The sequence below is a fragment of the Lysinibacillus sp. UGB7 genome (assembly GCF_049058285.1).
Lineage (GTDB): Bacteria > Bacillota > Bacilli > Bacillales_A > Planococcaceae > Lysinibacillus > Lysinibacillus sphaericus_B.
In genome coordinates this window covers 255,474-276,096 of record NZ_JBMGUV010000002.1, presented here as the reverse complement: position 1 = coordinate 276,096, position 20,623 = coordinate 255,474, and the positions used below count along the sequence as shown (strand labels likewise).

21 protein-coding genes are annotated in these 20,623 nt (G+C 40.7%); all 21 read right to left on the bottom strand.

What is annotated here, in order from left to right:
- Positions 1–74: 74 nt before the first annotated feature.
- The 21 genes from ACOMCU_RS03690 to ACOMCU_RS03590 all read right to left on the bottom strand — a co-directional run bounded on the left by ACOMCU_RS03690 (position 75) and on the right by ACOMCU_RS03590 (position 20,327).
- Positions 75–872, bottom strand: a complete 798-nt coding sequence (locus ACOMCU_RS03690; RefSeq protein WP_010858823.1) for a menaquinol-cytochrome c reductase cytochrome b/c subunit — start codon at positions 870–872, stop codon at positions 75–77.
- 43 nt (positions 873–915) lie between these two features.
- Positions 916–1,590 (bottom strand): menaquinol-cytochrome c reductase cytochrome b subunit, encoded by a 675-nt coding sequence (qcrB, locus tag ACOMCU_RS03685; protein ID WP_010858822.1) that lies wholly within the window; start codon positions 1,588–1,590, stop codon positions 916–918.
- A 22-nt stretch (positions 1,591–1,612) separates the two neighbouring features.
- Complete coding sequence (locus ACOMCU_RS03680; RefSeq protein ID WP_010858821.1) at positions 1,613–2,116, bottom strand: ubiquinol-cytochrome c reductase iron-sulfur subunit; 504 nt, start codon at positions 2,114–2,116, stop codon at positions 1,613–1,615.
- A 155-nt stretch (positions 2,117–2,271) separates the two neighbouring features.
- Positions 2,272–2,721: a DUF2487 family protein gene (locus ACOMCU_RS03675; protein WP_010858820.1), complete on the bottom strand. Its 450-nt coding sequence runs from the start codon at positions 2,719–2,721 to the stop codon at positions 2,272–2,274.
- 409 nt (positions 2,722–3,130) lie between these two features.
- Positions 3,131–3,688, bottom strand: coding sequence for a ReoY family proteolytic degradation factor (locus ACOMCU_RS03670; protein WP_010858819.1), 558 nt, complete (start codon positions 3,686–3,688; stop codon positions 3,131–3,133).
- Between the two features lie 14 nt (positions 3,689–3,702).
- The gene (locus ACOMCU_RS03665) at positions 3,703–4,971 is read right to left on the bottom strand and encodes a tetratricopeptide repeat protein (RefSeq protein WP_010858818.1); all 1,269 of its coding nucleotides are present in this window, start codon (positions 4,969–4,971) and stop codon (positions 3,703–3,705) included.
- A gap of 95 nt (positions 4,972–5,066) precedes the next feature.
- Positions 5,067–6,356 (bottom strand): 3-phosphoshikimate 1-carboxyvinyltransferase, encoded by a 1,290-nt coding sequence (gene aroA / locus ACOMCU_RS03660; protein ID WP_421049475.1) that lies wholly within the window; start codon positions 6,354–6,356, stop codon positions 5,067–5,069.
- 103 nt (positions 6,357–6,459) lie between these two features.
- The gene (locus ACOMCU_RS03655) at positions 6,460–7,557 is read right to left on the bottom strand and encodes a prephenate dehydrogenase (RefSeq protein ID WP_010858816.1); all 1,098 of its coding nucleotides are present in this window, start codon (positions 7,555–7,557) and stop codon (positions 6,460–6,462) included.
- A complete protein-coding gene (gene hisC / locus ACOMCU_RS03650) occupies positions 7,554–8,654 on the bottom strand; it encodes a histidinol-phosphate transaminase (protein ID WP_421049474.1) in 1,101 nt (366 codons plus the stop codon). Before hisC ends, ACOMCU_RS03655 begins: the two co-directional genes overlap by 4 nt.
- Positions 8,655–8,672: 18 nt before the next feature.
- Entirely contained in the window at positions 8,673–9,041 is a 369-nt protein-coding gene (gene aroH / locus ACOMCU_RS03645; RefSeq protein ID WP_010858814.1) for a chorismate mutase, read from the bottom strand.
- Positions 9,038–10,129, bottom strand: coding sequence for a 3-dehydroquinate synthase (gene aroB / locus ACOMCU_RS03640; RefSeq protein WP_010858813.1), 1,092 nt, complete (start codon positions 10,127–10,129; stop codon positions 9,038–9,040). The genes aroH and aroB overlap by 4 nt, the downstream gene beginning before the upstream one ends.
- 3 nt (positions 10,130–10,132) lie before the next feature.
- Entirely contained in the window at positions 10,133–11,314 is a 1,182-nt protein-coding gene (gene aroC, locus ACOMCU_RS03635; protein WP_010858812.1) for a chorismate synthase, read from the bottom strand.
- Positions 11,315–11,674: 360 nt separating this feature from the next.
- A complete protein-coding gene (locus ACOMCU_RS03630) occupies positions 11,675–12,445 on the bottom strand; it encodes a CheR family methyltransferase (RefSeq protein WP_010858811.1) in 771 nt (256 codons plus the stop codon).
- Positions 12,446–12,525: 80 nt separating this feature from the next.
- Entirely contained in the window at positions 12,526–12,762 is a 237-nt protein-coding gene (locus tag ACOMCU_RS03625; protein ID WP_421049473.1) for a hypothetical protein, read from the bottom strand.
- 522 nt (positions 12,763–13,284) lie between these two features.
- Positions 13,285–14,910, bottom strand: a complete 1,626-nt coding sequence (locus tag ACOMCU_RS03620; RefSeq protein WP_421049472.1) for a long-chain fatty acid--CoA ligase — start codon at positions 14,908–14,910, stop codon at positions 13,285–13,287.
- Between the two features lie 131 nt (positions 14,911–15,041).
- Complete coding sequence (locus ACOMCU_RS03615; RefSeq protein ID WP_010858808.1) at positions 15,042–15,809, bottom strand: 3-hydroxyacyl-CoA dehydrogenase; 768 nt, start codon at positions 15,807–15,809, stop codon at positions 15,042–15,044.
- A gap of 14 nt (positions 15,810–15,823) precedes the next feature.
- Positions 15,824–16,972: a thiolase family protein gene (locus ACOMCU_RS03610; protein ID WP_421049471.1), complete on the bottom strand. Its 1,149-nt coding sequence runs from the start codon at positions 16,970–16,972 to the stop codon at positions 15,824–15,826.
- A gap of 371 nt (positions 16,973–17,343) precedes the next feature.
- Positions 17,344–17,760 carry a nucleoside-diphosphate kinase gene (gene ndk / locus ACOMCU_RS03605; RefSeq protein ID WP_010858806.1) on the bottom strand — a complete coding sequence of 139 codons (417 nt, stop codon included), beginning with the start codon at positions 17,758–17,760 and terminating at the stop codon, positions 17,344–17,346.
- 86 nt (positions 17,761–17,846) lie between these two features.
- Positions 17,847–18,821 (bottom strand): heptaprenyl diphosphate synthase component II, encoded by a 975-nt coding sequence (hepT, locus tag ACOMCU_RS03600; RefSeq protein ID WP_036130023.1) that lies wholly within the window; start codon positions 18,819–18,821, stop codon positions 17,847–17,849.
- 19 nt (positions 18,822–18,840) lie between these two features.
- The gene (locus tag ACOMCU_RS03595) at positions 18,841–19,545 is read right to left on the bottom strand and encodes a demethylmenaquinone methyltransferase (protein WP_010858804.1); all 705 of its coding nucleotides are present in this window, start codon (positions 19,543–19,545) and stop codon (positions 18,841–18,843) included.
- Between the two features lie 14 nt (positions 19,546–19,559).
- Complete coding sequence (locus ACOMCU_RS03590) at positions 19,560–20,327, bottom strand: heptaprenyl diphosphate synthase component 1 (protein ID WP_010858803.1); 768 nt, start codon at positions 20,325–20,327, stop codon at positions 19,560–19,562.
- Between the last annotated feature and the right edge of the window lie 296 nt (positions 20,328–20,623).

The window sequence follows — 20,623 nt, the reverse complement described above, 5'->3', positions numbered from 1 at the left end:
CTCCATTCTCACCGTTAAAAATAGCTAAAAAGCTAGAAAAAAAGAGCCAGTTTCCTGACTCTTTCAAACTAATGTTATTCTACAGGCTTTAAGCTTGCGATAAATTCAGCTAATTGTTTAGCTTCTTCATCAGTACCATGGAATTGGCCACCTGGCATACCGCCACGACCATTTTTCATGATATCTTCAATCTCTTCAGCTGTTAACGTATTACCTAATAATGATGGTGCAGCTGGACCGCCACTTAAATCAGCAGCATGACAGCCAATACAAGACTTAGCCTGCTCACCAGAATCACCATTCCAGATTGCAAAACCTGGTAGTGTTTCATCAATAACAACTTCAACTTCTTCTTTAATTTCGCCTTGTTTCTTAGATGCTTCCCAGTCATGGTTTACAACTGATTCCCAAGTTAAATAGAACATTGAAGCTAGTGTTAATAACATGAACGCTGTTGGTAATGGACGTTTAGATGGACGACGTTCTGGTGTCGTATCTAAGAACGGCATTAATAAAAGCGCCATGAACGCAATACCCGGCATTACAATTGCTCCGATTACATTGTATGGACCAGAAGCATATGTGTATTTTAATAATTGGTACACGAATAAGAAGTACCAGTCCGGTAATGGAATATAAGCTGTATTTGTCGGGTCAGCCTGTCCCTCAAGTGGAGACGGGTGAGCGACAGTTAACAATAAATAACCAATTAAGAAAACAGCACCGACCATCCACTCTTTAAGCAAGAAGTTTGGCCAGAAAGCTTCTGTTTTACCTGGGTATTCGGAATAATCTTTTGGAACGTTCGGCATTCTGTGATTCGCTTTAATACGAGAATCGCCGACAAATTTCATTCCTTTTCCGCGATGCATAGTGTCCCCTCCTTTAAAAAGTCATCGAACCGTCAAGTGTAAATCACAACGGTCCAGAAATTCCTTGACGACGAATCATGATAAAGTGTGCTGCAAGTAACCCAAACAATACTGCAGGTAAGAAGAATACATGAATCGCAAAGAATCGTGTTAACGTTTGTGCACCGATAATCGTTGCGTCACCCGCTAACAATACTTTAATCATTTGACCGATAAACGGTACAGATGCGGCAATTTCGATACCTACTTTAGTAGCGAATAATGCTTTCATATCCCATGGTAATAAATAGCCTGTGAAACCAAGACCAATCATTACACCAAAAATACCTACACCAACCATCCAGTTTAACTCACGAGGTTTCTTATATGAACCCGTGAAGAATACACGAAGTGTATGTAAGAACATCATTACGATAACTAATGAAGCTCCCCAGTGGTGCATACCGCGTACGATTTCACCGAATGCTACTTCGTTTTGTAGATAGTAAACTGATTTCCAAGCATTTTCGATATCTGGTACATAATACATTGTTAAGAACATACCAGAAAGAATTTGAATTACTGTGATGAAGAATGTTAATCCACCAAAGCAGTAAACGAATGCTGAAAAATGGTGTGCAGGGTTAACGTGCTCTGGCACTTCGTGGTCGGCAATATCACGCCAAATCGGTGTAATATCTAATCGTTCATCGACCCAATCATAAATTTTGTTTAGCACTGAATTCGTACCCCCTTACAAATTAAACTAGAGTATTTGCTCTTGATGGACCAATCATTAAATAACCATCTTTTTCTTGTACTTCAAATTCATCCAACGGACCTAGAGGTGGTGTACCTGCAATGTTCTTTCCGTTTTTCTCGTAACGCCCAGCGTGACAAGGACAGAAGAATTGATCTGGGTGTGCTGTATCGCCCGCCCAGTTTACTGTACAACCTAAATGCTTACAAACTGGTGATAAAGCGATTATTTCATCACCGCTTTTATAAACCCATGCAGCGTTTGTAACATCAGATTTGTACCATGCGTCAACTTGTTCAAATGTGAAGTCAACTTTAATAGGCTCTTCAGTGATGTCAGCGATTTTTTGTTCTGTTAAGACGAAATCCCCACCAGCGTGTTTTTGTAGCACTGGGTCTAACGCAAAACGAACCATCGGCATCAGCATACCTGCCGCCATAAATCCGCCTACACCAGTAAGTGTATAACTTAGAAATTGACGACGTGAAACTCGATTGTTACTCATCCTTTTCCCCCCTCTAACTTTAAAGGTCAGTCCAACGGACATACTTTTACAAATAGTAATACTAGGACATATCTATGATATATCAAGTCCATAGCTTGGTCAATATAGCATTCTGTGGAAAGCTGTAGAATGTGAACATTTATTGAAACAAATTGTTAAATCTGTGCCCATTTAGTCGAAAACAACGGAATTACTTGTCGTAATTGATCTTCGAGAATGGAGTTTTTCACGCCTTTATCCATCGATTCTAGCGGAATGGCTGGTAACCAAATGACATTTACAACATCTCCAATATTTGTCCAAAAATGGTCACAAGTAATGAAGAACACATGCTTAAAGCCAGCATTATGTAATTGTGCCTCTAATTGCACTGGCATTTCTTCGTTTTTCAACGTAGTACTATAAGAAAATGGTGGCATGACAAGCAAACGGCCTTTAAATTGCTGCTCGATAAAAGCCGTGAGCGATAACAAAAAATCTGCTTCCGCACCACTCTGCTTCATTTTTTCATTCGTTAAATCGATGGCTACGAGTGGTACAATCGCTGTGTCGATAAATTCCTTCTGTGCCATAAACGATGTCACATCGTTTGCATTAAAATACATCTTAATAACCCTCCTCATATTGCTAATTTACTTAGCCCCTGACATAAGAGCGTCCGGATTTTAATTGTGTGTAAGCTTGCATGAGGGCCCCGACTGGATGTCGGTCATTTCATTAAAGCCACAGGACGTGGCATTTTTACCAACGGAGGTCAGTGAGCTACAGTGAAAATTCGCCAGAGGCTTTATCAACGTTTACACGCTCCCTAAGAAAGAGCTACTACCGAGCTACTACCGCTCTCTGCTCGCCATCTGTTGAGATATGTGTGCCTGTGGTAAATCGAAATAAAAAATGCCCTTCTCCACTCCATAAATAGGATAACCAATAAAAAGTGAAAACAATCATTCACTTGTCATGTTACCATATAGAAGTGGATAATGGACATTCAATTTTTACCTATGAGGCAAATGTTTAGCGCAGATTAGCTGTTTCTTTTAAAACCTGTAACAAATTTGACAATTCATAAAAGCGTTCTTCATCTCCCTGGTCCAGGGCTTCATCAATCTGTGCGAGTAATTTTTCTTCTTGGAATACGAGTAAGCTGTTCGAAAGCAGCTCTTCTGCCAGTAAACGATCTTTTTCACTGACAATCAGTGTTTCTGGCATATAAGGGTTTTCTTCAAGAACTGCTAAGTATTGTGCACTCGGAGGTATATTTGGAAAATTCAATTGTATATACATATCTTCGTGTTCATGTAAGCGTAAATCATGGAAAGATTTCTCAGCATCTGCTGTCATCACATTGCCTTTGTAAAAACGAAATGGCACACCAGTTGAGTCAACTGTAGACATCACCATTGCTCTAGGACAATAATGCGCTTCTTCGACAAATCGTATTCGCTTTAACAACTCATCATTACTTAATAAGTAGTTTAAAATCCATACACACTCACGACGTTTCAATTGATAATTTTTTAAAAACCATCGAACAAATGCTTTTTTATCGACAACTGATACAGAAGCAGTCATACCCACTCCCTCCTTTACTCAAATTCTAAGCTTTCTAACTTTTCTTGCCACTCTGGTTCACCAGGTTGAACGCGTATTAATTGACCAAGTACCTCTTTTGCTTCTGAACGCTTGCCTTCTTCTAATAAGAAATAAACATATTTTTCTAAAAATGTTGCGTCTTCCTTAAAATCAGTATATGCCAAACGATAAAATTCGTATGCACGGTCGTACAATTCTAAATTAGCATATGCATCCGCTGCGAACGGGTACAATGTTGACCATTCAAAATCATTTTGTTGCAACGTTTCAAATAACTCAACGACATCCTCAGACCGTTCTTGCTGTGTCAAAACAGAGATCAGCGCTAACACCGCCTCCATATATTCAGGATCTAATGCAATCGCCTCACGTAAATAATTTTCGGCTTCATCTGTCAGACCATTTTTCAATGCCATTTTACCAGCAAATAAGAAAAGTGATTTATCGTACTCGTCACGCTTTAAGCCTTCTTTAATAGCCGCATACGCTTTTGTATTGTCCTCCGACATGGCATAGCTTTCCGCAAGCAATAGATACGCTGAGAAATAATCAGGATCTAATTCTTTTAACTCCTCTAATTGCTTAATGGCCATTTCATATTTTTGCGATTGGAACGCTGAATAGGCAGCACCAAATAATATATCGGGCTTCACTTCATCTTCAAGTGCAGCTAAATAATAGTCTAAAGCTGTTTCATAAGCAGCCCCTGCACGATATACCTCAGCAAGTCGCTCAACGAGACTTACACCAGCAAATTCTTCTTGTAGTGCATGCAATTCCTCGTAAAGACGTGCGGCCTCTAGAAAACGTCCTGTTTCAAACATTAGCTCTGCTTTAGCAAATTGTAAAAGTGGCTCATCAGGTAAAATAGCTAGCGCTTCATTAATGCGCTTTTCTGCCACTTCAAATAACCCTTGCATTTGATAGTAATCTGCTAACACCAATAATGCCTGTGGGTATTCTGGGGACGTATCTTCTACTTCTAATAGTAAATCTAACGCTGCGTCCTCATCAGCAAGCTCCATTAAGACATTTGCACGATCAATTTTTAACTGTGCCTCTTCTGGGAATAAAAATTGTAAATGCTCTAGTACACGGTCTGCTTCCTTCATGTATCCATACTGCATAAATACTTCCGCAAGTGCGTAAGTTTCTTCTGGTAGCTCCTTTGTTAAAAACGATTCAAGTAGTTGATCTATTAAAGTTAAATCCCCTTGCTCAAGTGCTTGCATTATTTCAGTCATCGCATTGTTCACAGTCATTCACCTATTCTTTCCTTAATACCTTTATGCTACAAAACATTCTCTTCCGAAACAAGAAAAAACTCCCCAAAAAGTATTGGAGAGCCTCGTGTTGATTATTGTTTCACAGCTTCAACATGCTCGAAAAACGCCGGGTAAGACACTGCTATACATTGTGCATCATCTAATGTCACGACACCATCGCTTATTAATGCTGCAACAGCACCCATCATACCGATGCGGTGGTCACCATATGTTTTTAAACTTGCCCCTTGTAAAGGCGTTGGCCCTTCGATAATCATGCCGTCCTCTGTGGCTTCAATAGTAGCCCCTAATTTTTTCAGTTCATCCACTACAGCTGTAATACGATCGGTTTCCTTTACTTTTAATTCCTCAGCATCCTTAATAATCGTTTTACCTTGTGCCTGAGTCGCTAATAACGCAAGTATAGGAATTTCATCAATCAGTCTTGGAATGATGTCACCTTCAATTGTAGTTCCTGTCAATTTGGACGTTTCAATTGTAATCGTTGCAGTAGGCTCTGATTGACCATCTTTATGTGGTATTACTGCCATAGATGCGCCCATATTCTGTAAAACCTCTATAATACCGTCTCGAGTTGGGTTGATGCCCACATTTTCTAACACGATACGACTATCCTTACAAGTAGCACCAGCCACTAAGAAAAAGGCAGCTGAAGAGATATCACCAGGCACAGCAACATGGGTACCTGTAAGTGTTTGTCCTCCTTTTAGTGAGATAATCCCGTTGTCCTCATCAACCTGTGCACCAAATTGACGCAGCATTCGTTCAGTATGGTCTCGTGATACTTCTGTTTCTCTTACTATTGTTGTCCCTACTGCACGTAAACCAGCAAGCAAAACAGCTGATTTTACTTGCGCACTTGCAACGGGCATTTTATAGTCGATTGCTTGTAACGGTGTCCCTTGAATGGCTAATGGTGTGAATTGTCCATCAGCTCTTCCTGTAATATGCGCACTCATTTGACGTAAGGGGTCAATAACGCGACGCATTGGACGCTTTCCAATAGATGCATCGCCTGTCATTACTGTATGGACATTCGAACCAGCTAAAATTCCAAGCATTAAGCGTGTCGTTGTACCCGAGTTACCTGTGTATAATACCTCTGTAGGTTCTTGCCAACCATCAATACCTGGACTGTCAATTGCTACATTTGTTCCTTCAACATCAATTTTCACACCAAGCTTACGGAAGCAATCTATTGTGCTTAAACAATCCTCACCTAGTAAAAAGCCATCGACCGTCGTTTTTCCAGTTGCGATCGAGCCAAACATGATAGAGCGGTGTGATACTGATTTATCACCTGGAATTGTTAATGTCCCTTTTAAGGATGGTTTATGATACTGTAATACTTTTTCACTCATAGCTATTTCTCCCTCCATATGAAGATAGAAAGCGCCGATACATCGACGCTTTCTCTTTTATCAAGGCACTCAGCGCTATGACACGAGCGCGAACGCATTTTTTCTATGAAATATATGTTTCAAAGTTTGCACGTTTTTGAATACAAGCTGCAGCACGTTCACGGTCACTTTCACTTTGCAAGCTAATGACAAGTACTCCGAAGACGTCTTCTCGAGATTCCACGATACGCAAGTTTGTAATACTGATTGCTTCATCAGCCAGTATACCTGTCACCTCAGAAATAACCCCTGGGTAGTCAGGAACATCCACATACAAATCAAAGGATGTAAACATAGCACCTGCACTAATTGGAAGTTCATCACGCAAGTCTTTCGCAACAGCAAAATAATTTTGTATATCGTCTGAATTACCGTCTAATAACAGTTCCTTGACACGGTCCATTTCTGCTTGCCAGCCCTCTAACTGCGCAATGAGCTCATCACGATTTTGTAGTGTAATATCACGCCACAATATCGGATTAGACGATGCAATACGCGTCACATCACGGAAGCCACCTGCCGCGAGTGAGCGTGTCATGGGATACTCTCCATTCTCTTCTCCGAGCTGATGAACGAGAGAGGCTGCGATGACATGTGGAAAATGACTTACAACAGCTGTCATATGATCATGTTCACGTGCTGATACACTTACAACTTTCGCATGTGTAAATTTTAATAGACTTTCAAGCTGAGCCATATTAATAATTTCTTCACCTGCAAGTGGCGTCAGCATATAATATGCATTTTCGAAAAGATGCGCCTTTGCGGCTAAAACGCCACTTTTGTGAGAACCCGCCATTGGGTGTCCGCCGATAAACGTAATCCCCTGAGCACGTAATTCTCCAGCTTTTTGCATAATCATTTTTTTCGTACTACCTGTATCTGTTACGATTACTTTATTTTTTAACGGCCATGATTTGAGTTGTTCCATCCACTCAAGTGTAGCATTGACGGGCGTGCCAAAAATGATGACATCGACGTCGGCAGCGACATCTTTCGGATCGGTTACAACCTCATGCACTATCTTTAATGTCTTTGCATGCTCACGAGTTTTGGCATCCATATCATAGCCTATAATTTGGGTTTCTGGTGCTTTCTGTAGAGCAAGGGCAATCGAGCCTCCAATTAAGCCTAGCCCAATAACGAGTACTTTGCGACTCATGCAAAAACCCCTTGCTCTTTTAACACCGCTTCAAGATGTCCTAATAATGCTTCGTTCTGAGCTTTTGTACCGATTGTTACACGGATAAACCCTGGTGTACCTAGAGCATTCCCACTCCGGATAATAAAACCACGTTTCATCAGTTCTTGGAACACAACATCGCTATCAGCATTCGTATTAAAGAAAATAAAGTTCGTATCAGATGGGTAGTAAGTTAAATTATGCTGTTCACAAAATTCAACGTATTGCTTTTTGCCTTTTTCATTTGCTTCACAACAAGCTTTAATATAGTCTTGATCGCTCAGTGCAATCGCCGCTACAGCTTGGCTTAAAATTGTATTATTGAATGGCGCACGTACTGGGTCAAGCTTCGCAATTACTGCTGACTGACCGATTGCATAGCCAACACGGAATGAAGCAAGACCATAGGCTTTTGAAAATGTACGCATTAATAGCACATTTGGAAACTCTTCGATTAATGGTAGTGTGTTTTTGTGAGCCGGATGCGTTACATATTCGATATACGCTTCATCTAAAACAACAAGTACATCGCTTGGTACTTTTGCTAAAAAGGCACGTAAATCACCGTCAGCAATGACAACACCTGTTGGGTTATTTGGGCTACAAACCCACACGATTGATGTTTTGTCATCAATTGCTGCTGCCATAGCATCTAAATCGTGTGCCCCTTCGATACAAGGAATTTTTCGTACTTCTGCCCCTTCGATGTCAGCATTATGCCAGTATTGCGAGAAGGATGGATCAGCCATAACTGTGTTCACACCTGGATACAACAGGGCACGAGTAAGAATCGTAATAATATCATCTGAGCCGTTTCCAAAAAGAAGCTGTGTTTCTTTGACACCTAGATAATTTGCTACAGTTGTACGTAAGTTTTGTGCATAGCCATCTGGATAGATAGCATGATTAACTGCGTTATCCTGTAAATAAGCTGTTACTTTTGGTGAGCAACCAAATGGGTTTTCATTTGATGCTAATTTCACGACTTCTTGTAAGCCGAATTCACGCTGAACTTCTTCAATTGGTTTACCTGGCTTATACGCTTGCATACCGGCCAATTGTTGTTTCCATTTCATCTCAAACATCTCCTCTAATTATTTAGCTTGGGCTAAATCTGGTCTTAATTTCACTGCATCGTTTAAATACAAGTGTTGTACATCTTTTTGCGCGACATCTACATTGGCGTGTATTAATATACGGATGCATAATGGCAGAGCATTTGGCACGTCCATTTCATGCATGCACATCACCGGCACATACTGCCAGCCTTCCATTAATCGTACAGCCCGTGCTGGGAACGCTGATGTAATATCTGGCGTTGTGGAAATTACGATGGAAGCAATAGCATCTACCTCAACATTATTTGCTGCTACGACTTCTCGCACTAACCTTGCCGTCTCATCCCATACAAGCTCTGGTTTATCCGATTCAATTGTTATCGCACCTCTTAGTCCACGAATCATAGAAGCACCTCCGCTAATAGCTGTCGGAGTTCGGCATCTACCTCTTTACACTCGCTTAATTCAATTGGCTGCACAAACGGCTCCCCAATTTTTTTCAGTAGCACAAATTGTAACACGCCGTACTCCGCCTTTTTATCTTTTAGTAAATACTCAGTTAAATGCTCAAATGAATAGTCATTCACCGCATGAAATGGATAACCATTTTTCAACGCAAAATGCAAAAATGAAATGGTAAAGTCACGATTTAACGCTCCATAACGTTCACTTAATAACAGGCAGTACACAAGGCCAATCATCACGGCTTCACCATGTGCTACTTTGCCATAACCTGCAGCAGCCTCAATGGCATGACCATATGTATGACCTAAATTAAGGTATTTACGCACGGATTGCTCTGTTTCATCTTCTGATACAATTTTCGCCTTCACCTCAATACCAGCCTTTAGCTGCTTGGCTAAATCGTTTATATTGAAATGAATAACTGTATCGGCAGTCATTAATTCTTGTAGCCATGCTGGATTTGAAATCATTGCGTGCTTAATGACCTCTGCTGTGCCTGAACGTATCTCACGCTCAGGTAACGTTTCTGTAAAAACTGTATCGTAAATAACGCCCTCTGGTTGATAAAAGGTACCAATCATGTTTTTGCCGAGCGGATGGTTAATGGCGGTTTTACCTCCAACTGCAGAGTCATGGGCTAGAATCGTCGTTGGGATTTGAATAAATGGTACACCACGCATATATGTCGCAGCAACAAAGCCTGTCAAATCCCCAACAGCTCCTCCACCTAAGGCAAAAATAAATGATTTACGTGAACATTTCTGTTCCAGTAAGAAAGTTTGTGCTGCATGATATTGTTCGAAGGTTTTACAAGCCTCACCACCTGGTAGCACAAAAACTTCAAAATCATATGGGAAATTCGCCTCGAAATATGCCCCTTGCGCAGTCCACACGTTTTCATCTGTAAAAACAATGAGCTTATCAGCTTGTTGCAGCTTGTCATCAAATGATTTGACCGCTTCGGTTAAAAAATTATGCCCAAGCACAACATCATATTGATGCGATTTTGTCGCTACTGGTACACGCATATATCAAAACTCCTTTGTGTAACGGCGATGCTCATCGATTTGAGCTTTCAGTTGTGGCAATTGATCAGCATGGAATTGATCCATAATTGCATTGGCTATTTCCCAGGCAATAACATGCTCAGCCACAACCGATGCTGCTGGTACTGCACAACTGTCTGAACGTTCTACACTTGCTTTAAATGGTTCTTTTGTTTCGATATCTACACTTTGCAATGGTTTGTATAATGTAGGTATTGGTTTCATGACACCCCGCACAACGATAGGCATTCCTGTAGACATACCGCCTTCTAAGCCTCCTAGACGATTCGTAGCACGCGTGTAGCCCTCTTCTTCTGACCAAATGATTTCGTCATGAACTTCCGAACCTTTACGACGTGCCATTTCAAAACCAATCCCAAACTCAACACCTTTAAAAGCATTAATAGACAGCATAGCCGCAGCTAATTTCGAATCTAGTTTACGGTCGTAATGAACATATGAACCGACACCTGCTGGCATACCTTCTACGATGACTTCAACAACACCACCGATAGAATCGCCTGCCTTTTTCGCTTCGTCAATCGCCTCGACCATTTGCGTAGACGCAACTGGGTCAACACAGTAACATGGATCTGCTTCCACAATGGCACGAATTTCATCTACTGACTTTCCTTCCACTAATGATGTATCTGCTTTAATGCCAACAATTTCTGTTACATGAGACACGATAGAAATACCTAGTTCATTTAACAATGCTTTTGCAACAGCTCCGACTGCCACACGGACTGTTGTTTCTCGTGCTGAAGATCGCTCTAAAATATTTCGCAAATCACGATGTCCGTATTTCATGCCTCCTACTAGATCGGCATGTCCTGGGCGTGGTCGTGAAATTTGACGTTTTACATCATCCGGATTGATATCCTCTGCTAACGGTTCTGCCCCCATAATTTTCGTCCAGTGCTTCCAGTCATCATTTGTAACAACCAGTGCAACAGGAGAACCAAGTGTTTGCCCATGACGAACGCCACCTACAATTTCTACTGTATCTGTTTCGATTTGCATACGGCGACCGCGGCCATGACCTCCTTGGCGACGTTTTAAATCGTGATTAATTTTTTCTGCTGTAATTGGTAAGAGTGACGGTAAGCCCTCAATAATGGTTGTTAATTGGGGTCCGTGTGATTCTCCTGCTGTTAAATAACGCATAAACGCTTTCTCCCTTCAACTCGCTAAAGTATGTATTTTTCACTATAACATATATTCTCTAAAAAAACAGTCCTTTTACAAATGTCTAACCAATCAATTAAGACTCAGTGTAATGACATTCAAATTTTGTCTCACACTAGCAATATGTACACCTTTAAAATATATGATACCACCATATTAAATGAGAATATTCTGAACGATTTGTATAAAAAAAGATTGTTTTGTAGTGATTAATAAAAATCGTACGCTTTTTGCTTATGACAAGCGAAAAGTGTACGATCATCTATGTCTAATGCTTGGCAATATTTATGTACATGACATTCATCTTGTCCATTGTACGAATGCGCTTCATATTATTTACTATTTTTTTCGATAGAAGAATGTATCCTCTACTTCAAAATCATACCGTGATGGATTAAAAATTTGCTCCGTTGATCCAACGAATAAGATGCCATCCTTACGCAATGCTTTACTAAAATTCGTGTAAATTTGATCTTTCGCTTCTTCTGTAAAGTAAATCATCACATTGCGGCAAACAATTAAATCATAATTCGAATCGTAATTATCTTTTAGTAAATTATGTTTTTTAAATGTTACGCAACGTTTAATGTCATCCTTGACTCGATAGAAGTTTCCCTCTTGTTCAAAATACTTTGCTTGAATGTCTTTCGGCACTTCTGCTAAAGAGCGCTCTGGATATACCCCAAGTTTGGCTTTTTGAATGACGTTCTCGTCTAAGTCAGTGGCAGTTATTTGTATTTGAGATAACGGGACTAACTGAGACAATACCATAGCCAATGAATAAGGTTCCTCTCCAGTCGAACATGCAGCACTCCAGATTTTCAAACGCTTATTTGTTTGCAGTAGCTTTGGGAATATTTTTTTCTGCAATACTTCCCAACGCTTACCATTACGATAAAACTCCGACACATTAATCGTCATACGGTCTAAAAATTCGTTCATTAAATCACGGTCTTGCTCTAGTGCCTTAAGAAAATCAACGAAATTACGATACCCCTTTTTCTCATAGAGAGAGGTTAAACGTCTTTTCATTTGTGCTTCTTTGTATAACGCTAAATCAATTCCTGTCTTGCGCTTTATACCTTCTACAAATAGTTCATAATCAGACATACGGTCATCTTCCCCTCTAGCGTCGTACTACCATTATAGCGGAAAATGGCCATTACCGAAATAGTGTCTTTCACGCCGAATCAAGGTTCCTTCGTTAAATTTTGCTTTACCTCTAATAGTAACACTTTCGAATGTTCTAATTCTAGTCTCATTTTTTCAGTTTCTTGTGTATACGATTCCAATCTTAGTTTTTCTAATTCTACTTCTTTTTCAATTGTCTTCAATTTAATTTTTTGTCCTCTTGTACGTGCATCGGTAAATATCCCTGCTAAAGCAACCAATACCCCGCCTACAATGGCTACCATTGCAATACTCATGAATCCACTTCCTTCCATCTTTTATTAAATTATACGACAAAATGCTTAAATAGTTTCGTTTTTCGTGTCTCTAATAAAAGAGACTATCTTTAACCCGTATATGTCGCCCTCCTGAATGGTAACATTCCACTCTACTTTCCACCGGCAAGGCACGACCACATCAGGGCAACAAGTATTTTATGTGCGAAAGCGAAGCGTCAGAAACAGGCTGTTGGACACGAGGGCTTTGCGCCGCTGACTCATCGCTTTCGCCTAGATACATTGTCACTGGACGTGATGTGAATAGCCTTTGTTTCACTTGGGGCTCATTGCTAGGTCTCGTGCTCTTGTATTACTGTTACTGGCGTTTTACTTTCGACAAACATACGATGCGCAGGAGTCTAGGCAGATTTTTATCTTATATAAAAAAATAGTACACAAGGAATACTCCTCGCATACTATTCTTACTTTTGCGGTATTGCAAAAAAATCGAGTGAACTAGGCATTGACCATCTGGATGGTGAAAAACTTCTACGGAATCACTTAAACTTCTACTCGAAAATCTTTTAAGTCCTCCCGAAGCTTGGCCTTCATGAATTTACCAACTGACGTTTTTGGTACCTCGTCTAAAAAGACAACATCATCAGGAATCCACGTTTTATGGAATTGATTACGTAAGCTATCAAGCAGTTCCTCTTTTGTAATAGTATCTTTGAATTCAGGTTTCGGTACAACGCATGCTAACGGTCGTTCGAGCCATTTTTCATGCGGAATAGCAATAACCGCCGCTTCAAATACCTTGGCATGTGACATCAATGCATTTTCAAGCTCAACAGATGAAATCCATTCGCCACCACTCTTTATTAAATCCTTCGTGCGATCAGTAATTTTTATATAGCCATCTGGTGTCATTACCGCAATATCACCCGTATAAAGCCAGCCGTCCTTAAAGGCTTCTTGCGAGCGCTCATCCTTATAATATTCCGCTGCAATCCACGGGCCTCTTATCGTAATTTCCCCCATCGTTTTGCCATCCCAAGGTACCTCACCATTTTCGTTGACAATGCGCGTTTCAATAAAAGGCACTGTAATTCCTTGAGTCACTCGCACATGCATTTTTTCGTCCGATGAATAGTCTTGCATATGCGATAGATATGTCGATAAGCTCACGAGCGGCGATGTCTCCGTCATACCATAGCCTGTATAGTACGGAATGCCATGCTCCTCCTCAAAACCCCGAACAAGTCCCATTGGAGAAGCTGAACCACCACATACAATTGAGCGCAACGATGATAAATCACGTGGATTAGTACGTTGCTCCTGTAACACTCCTAGCCAAATTGTCGGCACACCTGCTGTTAAAGTCACTTTATACTGTTCAAACAAATCGAGTAAAAGCTGTGGTGTAAACATAGGTCCTGGTAATACTTGAGTCGATCCGAACAGGACACTGGCGAATGGCAAGCCCCATGCATTCGCATGAAACATTGGTACAACAGGCAGCACGACATCGTTTTCACAGATACCAATGCTATCAGAGAGTCCTGCCGTCATACTATGGAGCACGATGCTCCGATGTGTATAGACTACACCTTTTGGCATGCCTGTTGTTGCACTTGTATAGCACATGCCAGCAGGTGCATTTTCATCTAAATTCTCTGGAAAAGAATATTCATCACTTGCTTCCGCTAGTAATTCCTCATAAGAGCGCGCGTTCGGTAATGGCACACTATCTAACGCGACATTATCCCCCATCACAATAAAATGCTTCACTGTTGTAAGTTGAGAGGCTATCGGCGCAAGCAGTGGAACTAAATTATCATCAATCAGCAAGATTTCATCCTCTGCATGATTAATGACATATGCGATATGCTCAGGTGTCAATCGAATATTAATCATATGCAAAACGGCACCAGCACATGGTACGGCAAAATAAGCCTCTAAATGGCGATGATGATTCCAAGCAAAAGTACCAATTTTCATGCCACGTGCCATCCCAAGTTTCGTGAGGGCATCCGCTAGTTTACGAGTACGTTTTACATATTCTTTGTAAGTAAACTCGTGTATCGTTGTAGGGCTTGTACGAGAATAAATTTTCTTTGCATGAAAATAACGCTCTGCTCGGTTCAAAAAACTCGTTAGTAATAATGGTGTGTCCATCATATGCATATTATCGCTCCCTTTCGTTTATAAACTTTATAACGCCCAAGGCTGCTTGCTGCTACAAACCAATATTTTAGCTCTTCATGATTTTATAAGTCCTATTCTTTTCAATGCTCCTACTTAATATTGCAACGACCCTATTTCGGTTGCATGCGAATAGCTCCGTCTAGACGAATCACTTCACCATTTAACAAGCCATTGTGAATAATACTTTCCACAAGCATTGCATATTCGGATGGCCTGCCTAGGCGCTTAGGAAACGGTGTCATTGCAGCAAGTGCCGTTCTCGCTTGCTCTGGTAACGATCCAAACATCGGGGTCTCTATTAATCCTGGCGCTATGGTCATCACACGTACGCCAATTTCCGCAAGCTCACGTGCAATCGGCAATGTCATCGCCGCTACACCACCCTTGGACGCACTATATGCTGCTTGTCCAATTTGACCGTCAAAAGCTGCAACAGACGCAGTATTAATAATTACACCGCGTTGACCATCCTCATTTGGCTCGTTATGCTGCATTTTTTCAGCTACAAGACGAATAACATTGAATGTACCGATTAAATTAACTGCTATCACCTTTTCAAATAAAGCAAGCGTATGTACACCACGCTTTGACAGTACTTTACTCGCATCGGCTATTCCTGCGCAGTTTACAGCGACATTAATGGTGCTAAATGATGCTAGTGCTTGCTCTAGTCCCGCTGCTATATCTAGCTCTTTCGTAACATCAACACGTGCATATCGGACATTTTCACCTAGTTCCTCTACAATTGCATGTCCTCGCTCATCGTTGACATCAAAAATAATAGCCTTGCCACCCTCTCCTACAATTTTACGTACTGTTGCTTCACCTAAGCCTGACGCGCCACCTGTTACAACCGCTACTACCTCATGACATTTCATGTGACACAACTCCTTTACAATTTTTCAATAATTGTGGCATTTGCCATGCCCATACCTTCGCAAATTGCTAGTAAACCGTAACGCAAATTCTCACGTTCCATCCGGTACAGCATCGTCGTCAATAACTTTGTGCCAGTTGCGCCTAGTGGATGTCCCAAGGCAATGGCGCCACCATCAGGATTTAATTTAGTTGGATTTGCTCCAATTTCATGCAGCCAAGCTAATGGCACCGGTGCAAAAGCTTCATTCACCTCATACGTATCGATATCTTCTATTGTCAGTCCAGAGCGCTCAAGTGCACGTCTCGTGGCTTCAATAGGGCCTGTTAGCATAAGTGTCGGATCAGAGCCTACTACAACTCTCGTTACAATTTTGACAAGTGGTCGAATACCGAGCTCCTGTGCCTTTTCTAATGACATGACAACAACAGCGGAAGCCCCATCACTCATTTGACTTGCATTGCCTGCTGTGATGATGCCATCCTCTTGAAAGACAGTTTTTAGACCCTTTAAGATGTCGACCGTCGTTTCAGCACGGGGTCCTTCATCTACTGCAAATAATGTAACTGAACCATCTTCTTGCGTTACCTGAACAGGCATGATTTCCTGTTTGAAATGACCCGCTTCAATTGCTGCTAGAGCTCGTCTATGGCTTTGGTAGGCATAGTTATTCAACTGCTCTTTTGAAAGCTGCCATTTTTCAGCCATCCTTTCAGCCGATAGCCCCTGATGTATAATTGTATAATTTTCTTGTAAGCGGTTACCTTTATGAGCGTCCTTCATATTCGAAAACATTGGCACTCTTGTCATGCTTTCCACACCACCAGCAATGACAATATCCATATCACCAGCTAAAATAGCTTGTGATGCGAAATGCACTGCCTGTTGGCTAGAGCCGCATTGCCGATCAATTGTTACACCAGGCACCGTCTCCGGGAAGCCTGCCATTAATAAAGCTGTGCGCGCAATATTAGCGCCTTGTTCGGCAGTTTGCGTCACACAGCCAAAAATGACGTCCTCTACCTGCCCTTTATCGATACCCGCACGTTGCACGACTTCCTGTAACACATCTGCTGCTAAATCGTCTGCGCGGACATTTTTTAATGCTCCCTTACTTCTCCCTATAGCTGTTCGAACAGCTGCTACAATCACAACTTCTCTCATAAAAAAACCCCTTTACCAAATCAATTCTCTCAAACCATAGTTGCATTCATACAATACGTTAAAGTGTATTTACATATAAGAAAATATATTCCCCACCTTAAACTATTTAACAATATCCAATTATCAGAATATTATAGCATTTATTTTACTAGAGTAAGAAGTTTTTAACAAATATATATATGTATCTCTATCCATGGTTTCGCTGCTTTTATCCGTCACTTTGCCTGTTTTATCCGTCACTTCTCCTGTTCTATCCGTCACTTCTCCAATCCTATCCGCCACTTCGCCAAAACTTTATCCTATCCTCCTTCATCTTAACAATAAAAAAAGCAATCCCAATGAAAATTGAGATTGCTTGATCTATTTGCTAATTAAACTAAATCTTCACCGAAGAATAAGCCGATTTCACGCTCAGCAGAAGCAAGTGAATCAGAACCGTGAATGATGTTGTGAGAAACAGTTGTTGCATAGTCTCCACGGATTGTACCTGGATTAGATTCTTCCGGTTTAGTTGCTCCCATCATTGTACGAGCAAGTTTGATAACGTTTTCGCCTTCCCATACCATAGCGAATACTGGGCCAGAAGTGATGAATTCTACTAATTCACCGAAGAATGGACGCTCAGAATGCTCAGCATAGTGTTTTTCAGCTAATTCTTGTGGAATTACCATTAATTTAGCGCCTTTCATTTCAAAACCGCGACGTTCAAAACGATCAACGATGTCACCTACTACTTGACGGTTTACGCCATCTGGCTTAACCATTAAAAAAGTTTGTTCGATTGCCATGTTTAAAACACTCCTTAAATTCGTCTAACAGGTTTTACACCTACCGATAAATATTAACAAAAAATGAGCCTTTGTACAACAAAAAGCTAGAATTTACGCTTGCCCATGAATAAAGCAATGTCACGTAATTTTTTCTTTATGGGGTGTTTTGGCAAAGCATCTATTTCTTGTAATGCTTTTTTTAAATATTTATCGCTCATTTTATTAGCTTGCGCAATAGCATCAGATTTACGCACATAGTGCAACATTTTTTGACGTTCCGGCTCTGTTAACGTACCTGCAAACACTTTCGCTAAATAAGGTTGCAACTGTGGGTCATCTTTTAATAATAAAATCGGCAATGTAATGTTTCCTTGCAATAAATCACTACCTGCAGGCTTCCCTAATTCTTTATCGGTTGCCATGATATCTAAGACATCGTCGATAATTTGGAAGCTCATGCCAACAAAATATCCAAAGCGTTTTAAATGGCTCACCGTTTTTGCATCAACGCCTGCTGCCACTGCACCAAGCTCACAACTAGAAGAAATCAGTAAAGCCGTTTTTCGTTTTATTCGTCTAAAATAATCCTTTAAGCCCTGATCCAACCTAAATTTATCTTCAATTTGAATGACTTCACCGTTACAAATTTCCACCATTGTCCGCGCCAAAATTTGATGTACAAGTGGGTCTTCGAGCTTTGTAATATATTCAAGTGCACGCGCAAAAATAAAATCGCCCGTGTACATTGCTACTCTGTTATTCCATTGCGATTTGACAGTCGGTCGTCCTCTTCGCATATCGGAATCATCAATCACATCATCATGCACTAGTGACGCCATGTGAATGAGCTCTAGAGGCACAGCCACATCTTTCATCTTTTCGATATTATAATCGCCAAATTTCGCGCCAAGCAACACAAAAATTGGTCGTATTCGTTTGCCACCAGCTTGTAATAAATGGAGAGAAGCATCATTAATCAAATGTGAAGACGAGTTCACCGCTTTTTCTAATTCTTGTTCGATGATATCTATATCTGATTTCAAATCGGAATAGAGTAGTTTTAACTTCATCTTTTCCACGCGTGAAAACCTTCCCCCATTAACGTACTTTTTTTAAGCCCATATGCATTGCCGCAGCGCCGCCACTGTATGCTTTGTACGTTACTTTTTCTAAACCTGCCTGTCCAAACATTTGTGCTAACTTCTTCATGCCTGGGAAATCATTTGCAGATTCCTGTAACCATGAATATTCTTTATAGCTTTTCGCAAACATTTTACCGAATAACGGCATAATATATTTAAAATAAAATCGGAATAGTTGTCGATAGCCTGGAATTTCAGATTGTGATGTTTCTAAACATACAACCATTCCACCTGGTTTCACAACACGTTGCATTTCTTTTAACACTTGTAAATAATCTGGTACATTACGAAGCCCAAAACCGATTGTCACATAATCAAATGTGTTGTCCGGGAACGGTAATTCCATTGCATTCCCTTGTATAAGCTCAATTTGCGGATAGGCAGTTACCTTTTGTTCTCCGACTTTCAGCATGTTTTTACTGAAATCTAAGCCCTTTACTTCACCTTGTTCTCCAACAGCCTCAGCTAAGGCAATTGTCCAATCTGCCGTACCACAGCAAACATCTAAAGCTTTCGATCCAGGTTTAACAGCCATACGCTTCATCGTATCATTGCGCCAGCCGACATGCATTTGGAAGCTGATAACACCATTCATTTTGTCATAGCTTTCCGAAATACTTTCAAATACTTCGTGTACGTGCTCTTCTTTCGATTTAGCCATTTTGAAAACCCCTCTTATCCGTTAGTAGAGGCGATAGATGCCTCTACGCGCGCTTGTAGAGCTTGTTTCACATCACTTTGTAAAAATGATGCTTGGTCTAAAAACTGCAACAACTCTGTTTTTAAACGCGCAATTTTGTCTTGCATAACGCTGTTGTAGGTCGCGCCTGCCTGTTCTGCACTTTGTTCAAGCACTTTACTCATTATGGATACCTGTCCACGCTGGTAAGAAAGAAATTCTCTTTCCAAGCGTATAATTAATAAGCTCTTTTCCATAATCGGTACATATTCTCTATACGCATAGAGCTTAAAAAACTGCGCAATTAAACCTGATTCTATATTGCTGATTGAGGAAAACCATTGTTCGACCGTACGTTTTTCTGCCTCATATACTTTAATTTGATGCTCGCAACGCGATACAATTCCTTGAGACAAGTTTCGAATCAATGCGACATTTCCCGACATCGCCAAAATCTCATAATAACGACCACTATAAAAGTCTCCGGCTAAAACGGTTAGCTGCTGTTCTTTTGAAGTGGCGTCTAATTCTTTTATATGATCGTGAGCCGCTAGGGCTGCGTACACAATGCCAACAGTAATTGCCGCTTCTCTTTGTTCTTGTTGCCACTCTTCACCATTCAAAAAGGGAACTAACAAGTGAAACAATTGATTTTCATCGAGCACAGGCACTCCTGTGTATTTTTGCAAAGTTCTATGACGAACATCCATGAAAATCTCTGTTTTTAACTGTGCAATTGAATTTTGAATGTATGTTGCATTCATAGACCTTACTCCATTTCACTTTCGAATACGTTTATCATATGCATGATACAACGCTTGCTTACTGAGTCATTATAGCATAAGCAACGATTCGGAATAAAAAGTTTTTGCTTACCAGCATGAACGGGCAGTAAGACCCCCACCACAGAGACGCTGAGAAAAAAATGGTAGGAAACCCAACTGCCCGTAAACCGAATTAAAGAACACATACTCGTTTTTACTTTTGTTATATTGTATATGTGACCGCAGCTTGCGGGCCCCACCTACTCAGCCATAGAAATACATGCACAAATGTAATA

Coding starts and splice junctions, on each gene's coding strand:
- ACOMCU_RS03675 (WP_010858820.1), bottom strand. CDS start 2,721: ATGTATTTTAATGCAAACGATGTGACATCGTTTATGGCACAGAAGGAA.
- ACOMCU_RS03610 (WP_421049471.1), bottom strand. CDS start 16,972: ATGAGAGAAGTTGTGATTGTAGCAGCTGTTCGAACAGCTATAGGGAGA.
- ACOMCU_RS03670 (WP_010858819.1), bottom strand. CDS start 3,688: ATGACTGCTTCTGTATCAGTTGTCGATAAAAAAGCATTTGTTCGATGG.
- ACOMCU_RS03620 (WP_421049472.1), bottom strand. CDS start 14,910: ATGCATATGATGGACACACCATTATTACTAACGAGTTTTTTGAACCGA.
- ACOMCU_RS03595 (WP_010858804.1), bottom strand. CDS start 19,545: ATGGCTAAATCGAAAGAAGAGCACGTACACGAAGTATTTGAAAGTATT.
- hisC (WP_421049474.1), bottom strand. CDS start 8,654: ATGAAATGGAAACAACAATTGGCCGGTATGCAAGCGTATAAGCCAGGT.
- ndk (WP_010858806.1), bottom strand. CDS start 17,760: ATGGCAATCGAACAAACTTTTTTAATGGTTAAGCCAGATGGCGTAAAC.
- ACOMCU_RS03665 (WP_010858818.1), bottom strand. CDS start 4,971: ATGACTGTGAACAATGCGATGACTGAAATAATGCAAGCACTTGAGCAA.
- aroH (WP_010858814.1), bottom strand. CDS start 9,041: ATGATTCGTGGACTAAGAGGTGCGATAACAATTGAATCGGATAAACCA.
- ACOMCU_RS03615 (WP_010858808.1), bottom strand. CDS start 15,809: ATGAAATGTCATGAGGTAGTAGCGGTTGTAACAGGTGGCGCGTCAGGC.
- ACOMCU_RS03590 (WP_010858803.1), bottom strand. CDS start 20,327: ATGAATGCAACATACATTCAAAATTCAATTGCACAGTTAAAAACAGAG.
- ACOMCU_RS03625 (WP_421049473.1), bottom strand. CDS start 12,762: ATGAGTATTGCAATGGTAGCCATTGTAGGCGGGGTATTGGTTGCTTTA.
- ACOMCU_RS03630 (WP_010858811.1), bottom strand. CDS start 12,445: ATGTCTGATTATGAACTATTTGTAGAAGGTATAAAGCGCAAGACAGGA.
- aroC (WP_010858812.1), bottom strand. CDS start 11,314: ATGCGTTATTTAACAGCAGGAGAATCACACGGACCCCAATTAACAACC.
- ACOMCU_RS03690 (WP_010858823.1), bottom strand. CDS start 872: ATGCATCGCGGAAAAGGAATGAAATTTGTCGGCGATTCTCGTATTAAA.
- ACOMCU_RS03680 (WP_010858821.1), bottom strand. CDS start 2,116: ATGAGTAACAATCGAGTTTCACGTCGTCAATTTCTAAGTTATACACTT.
- ACOMCU_RS03655 (WP_010858816.1), bottom strand. CDS start 7,557: ATGAGTCGCAAAGTACTCGTTATTGGGCTAGGCTTAATTGGAGGCTCG.
- aroB (WP_010858813.1), bottom strand. CDS start 10,129: ATGCGTGTACCAGTAGCGACAAAATCGCATCAATATGATGTTGTGCTT.
- aroA (WP_421049475.1), bottom strand. CDS start 6,356: ATGAGTGAAAAAGTATTACAGTATCATAAACCATCCTTAAAAGGGACA.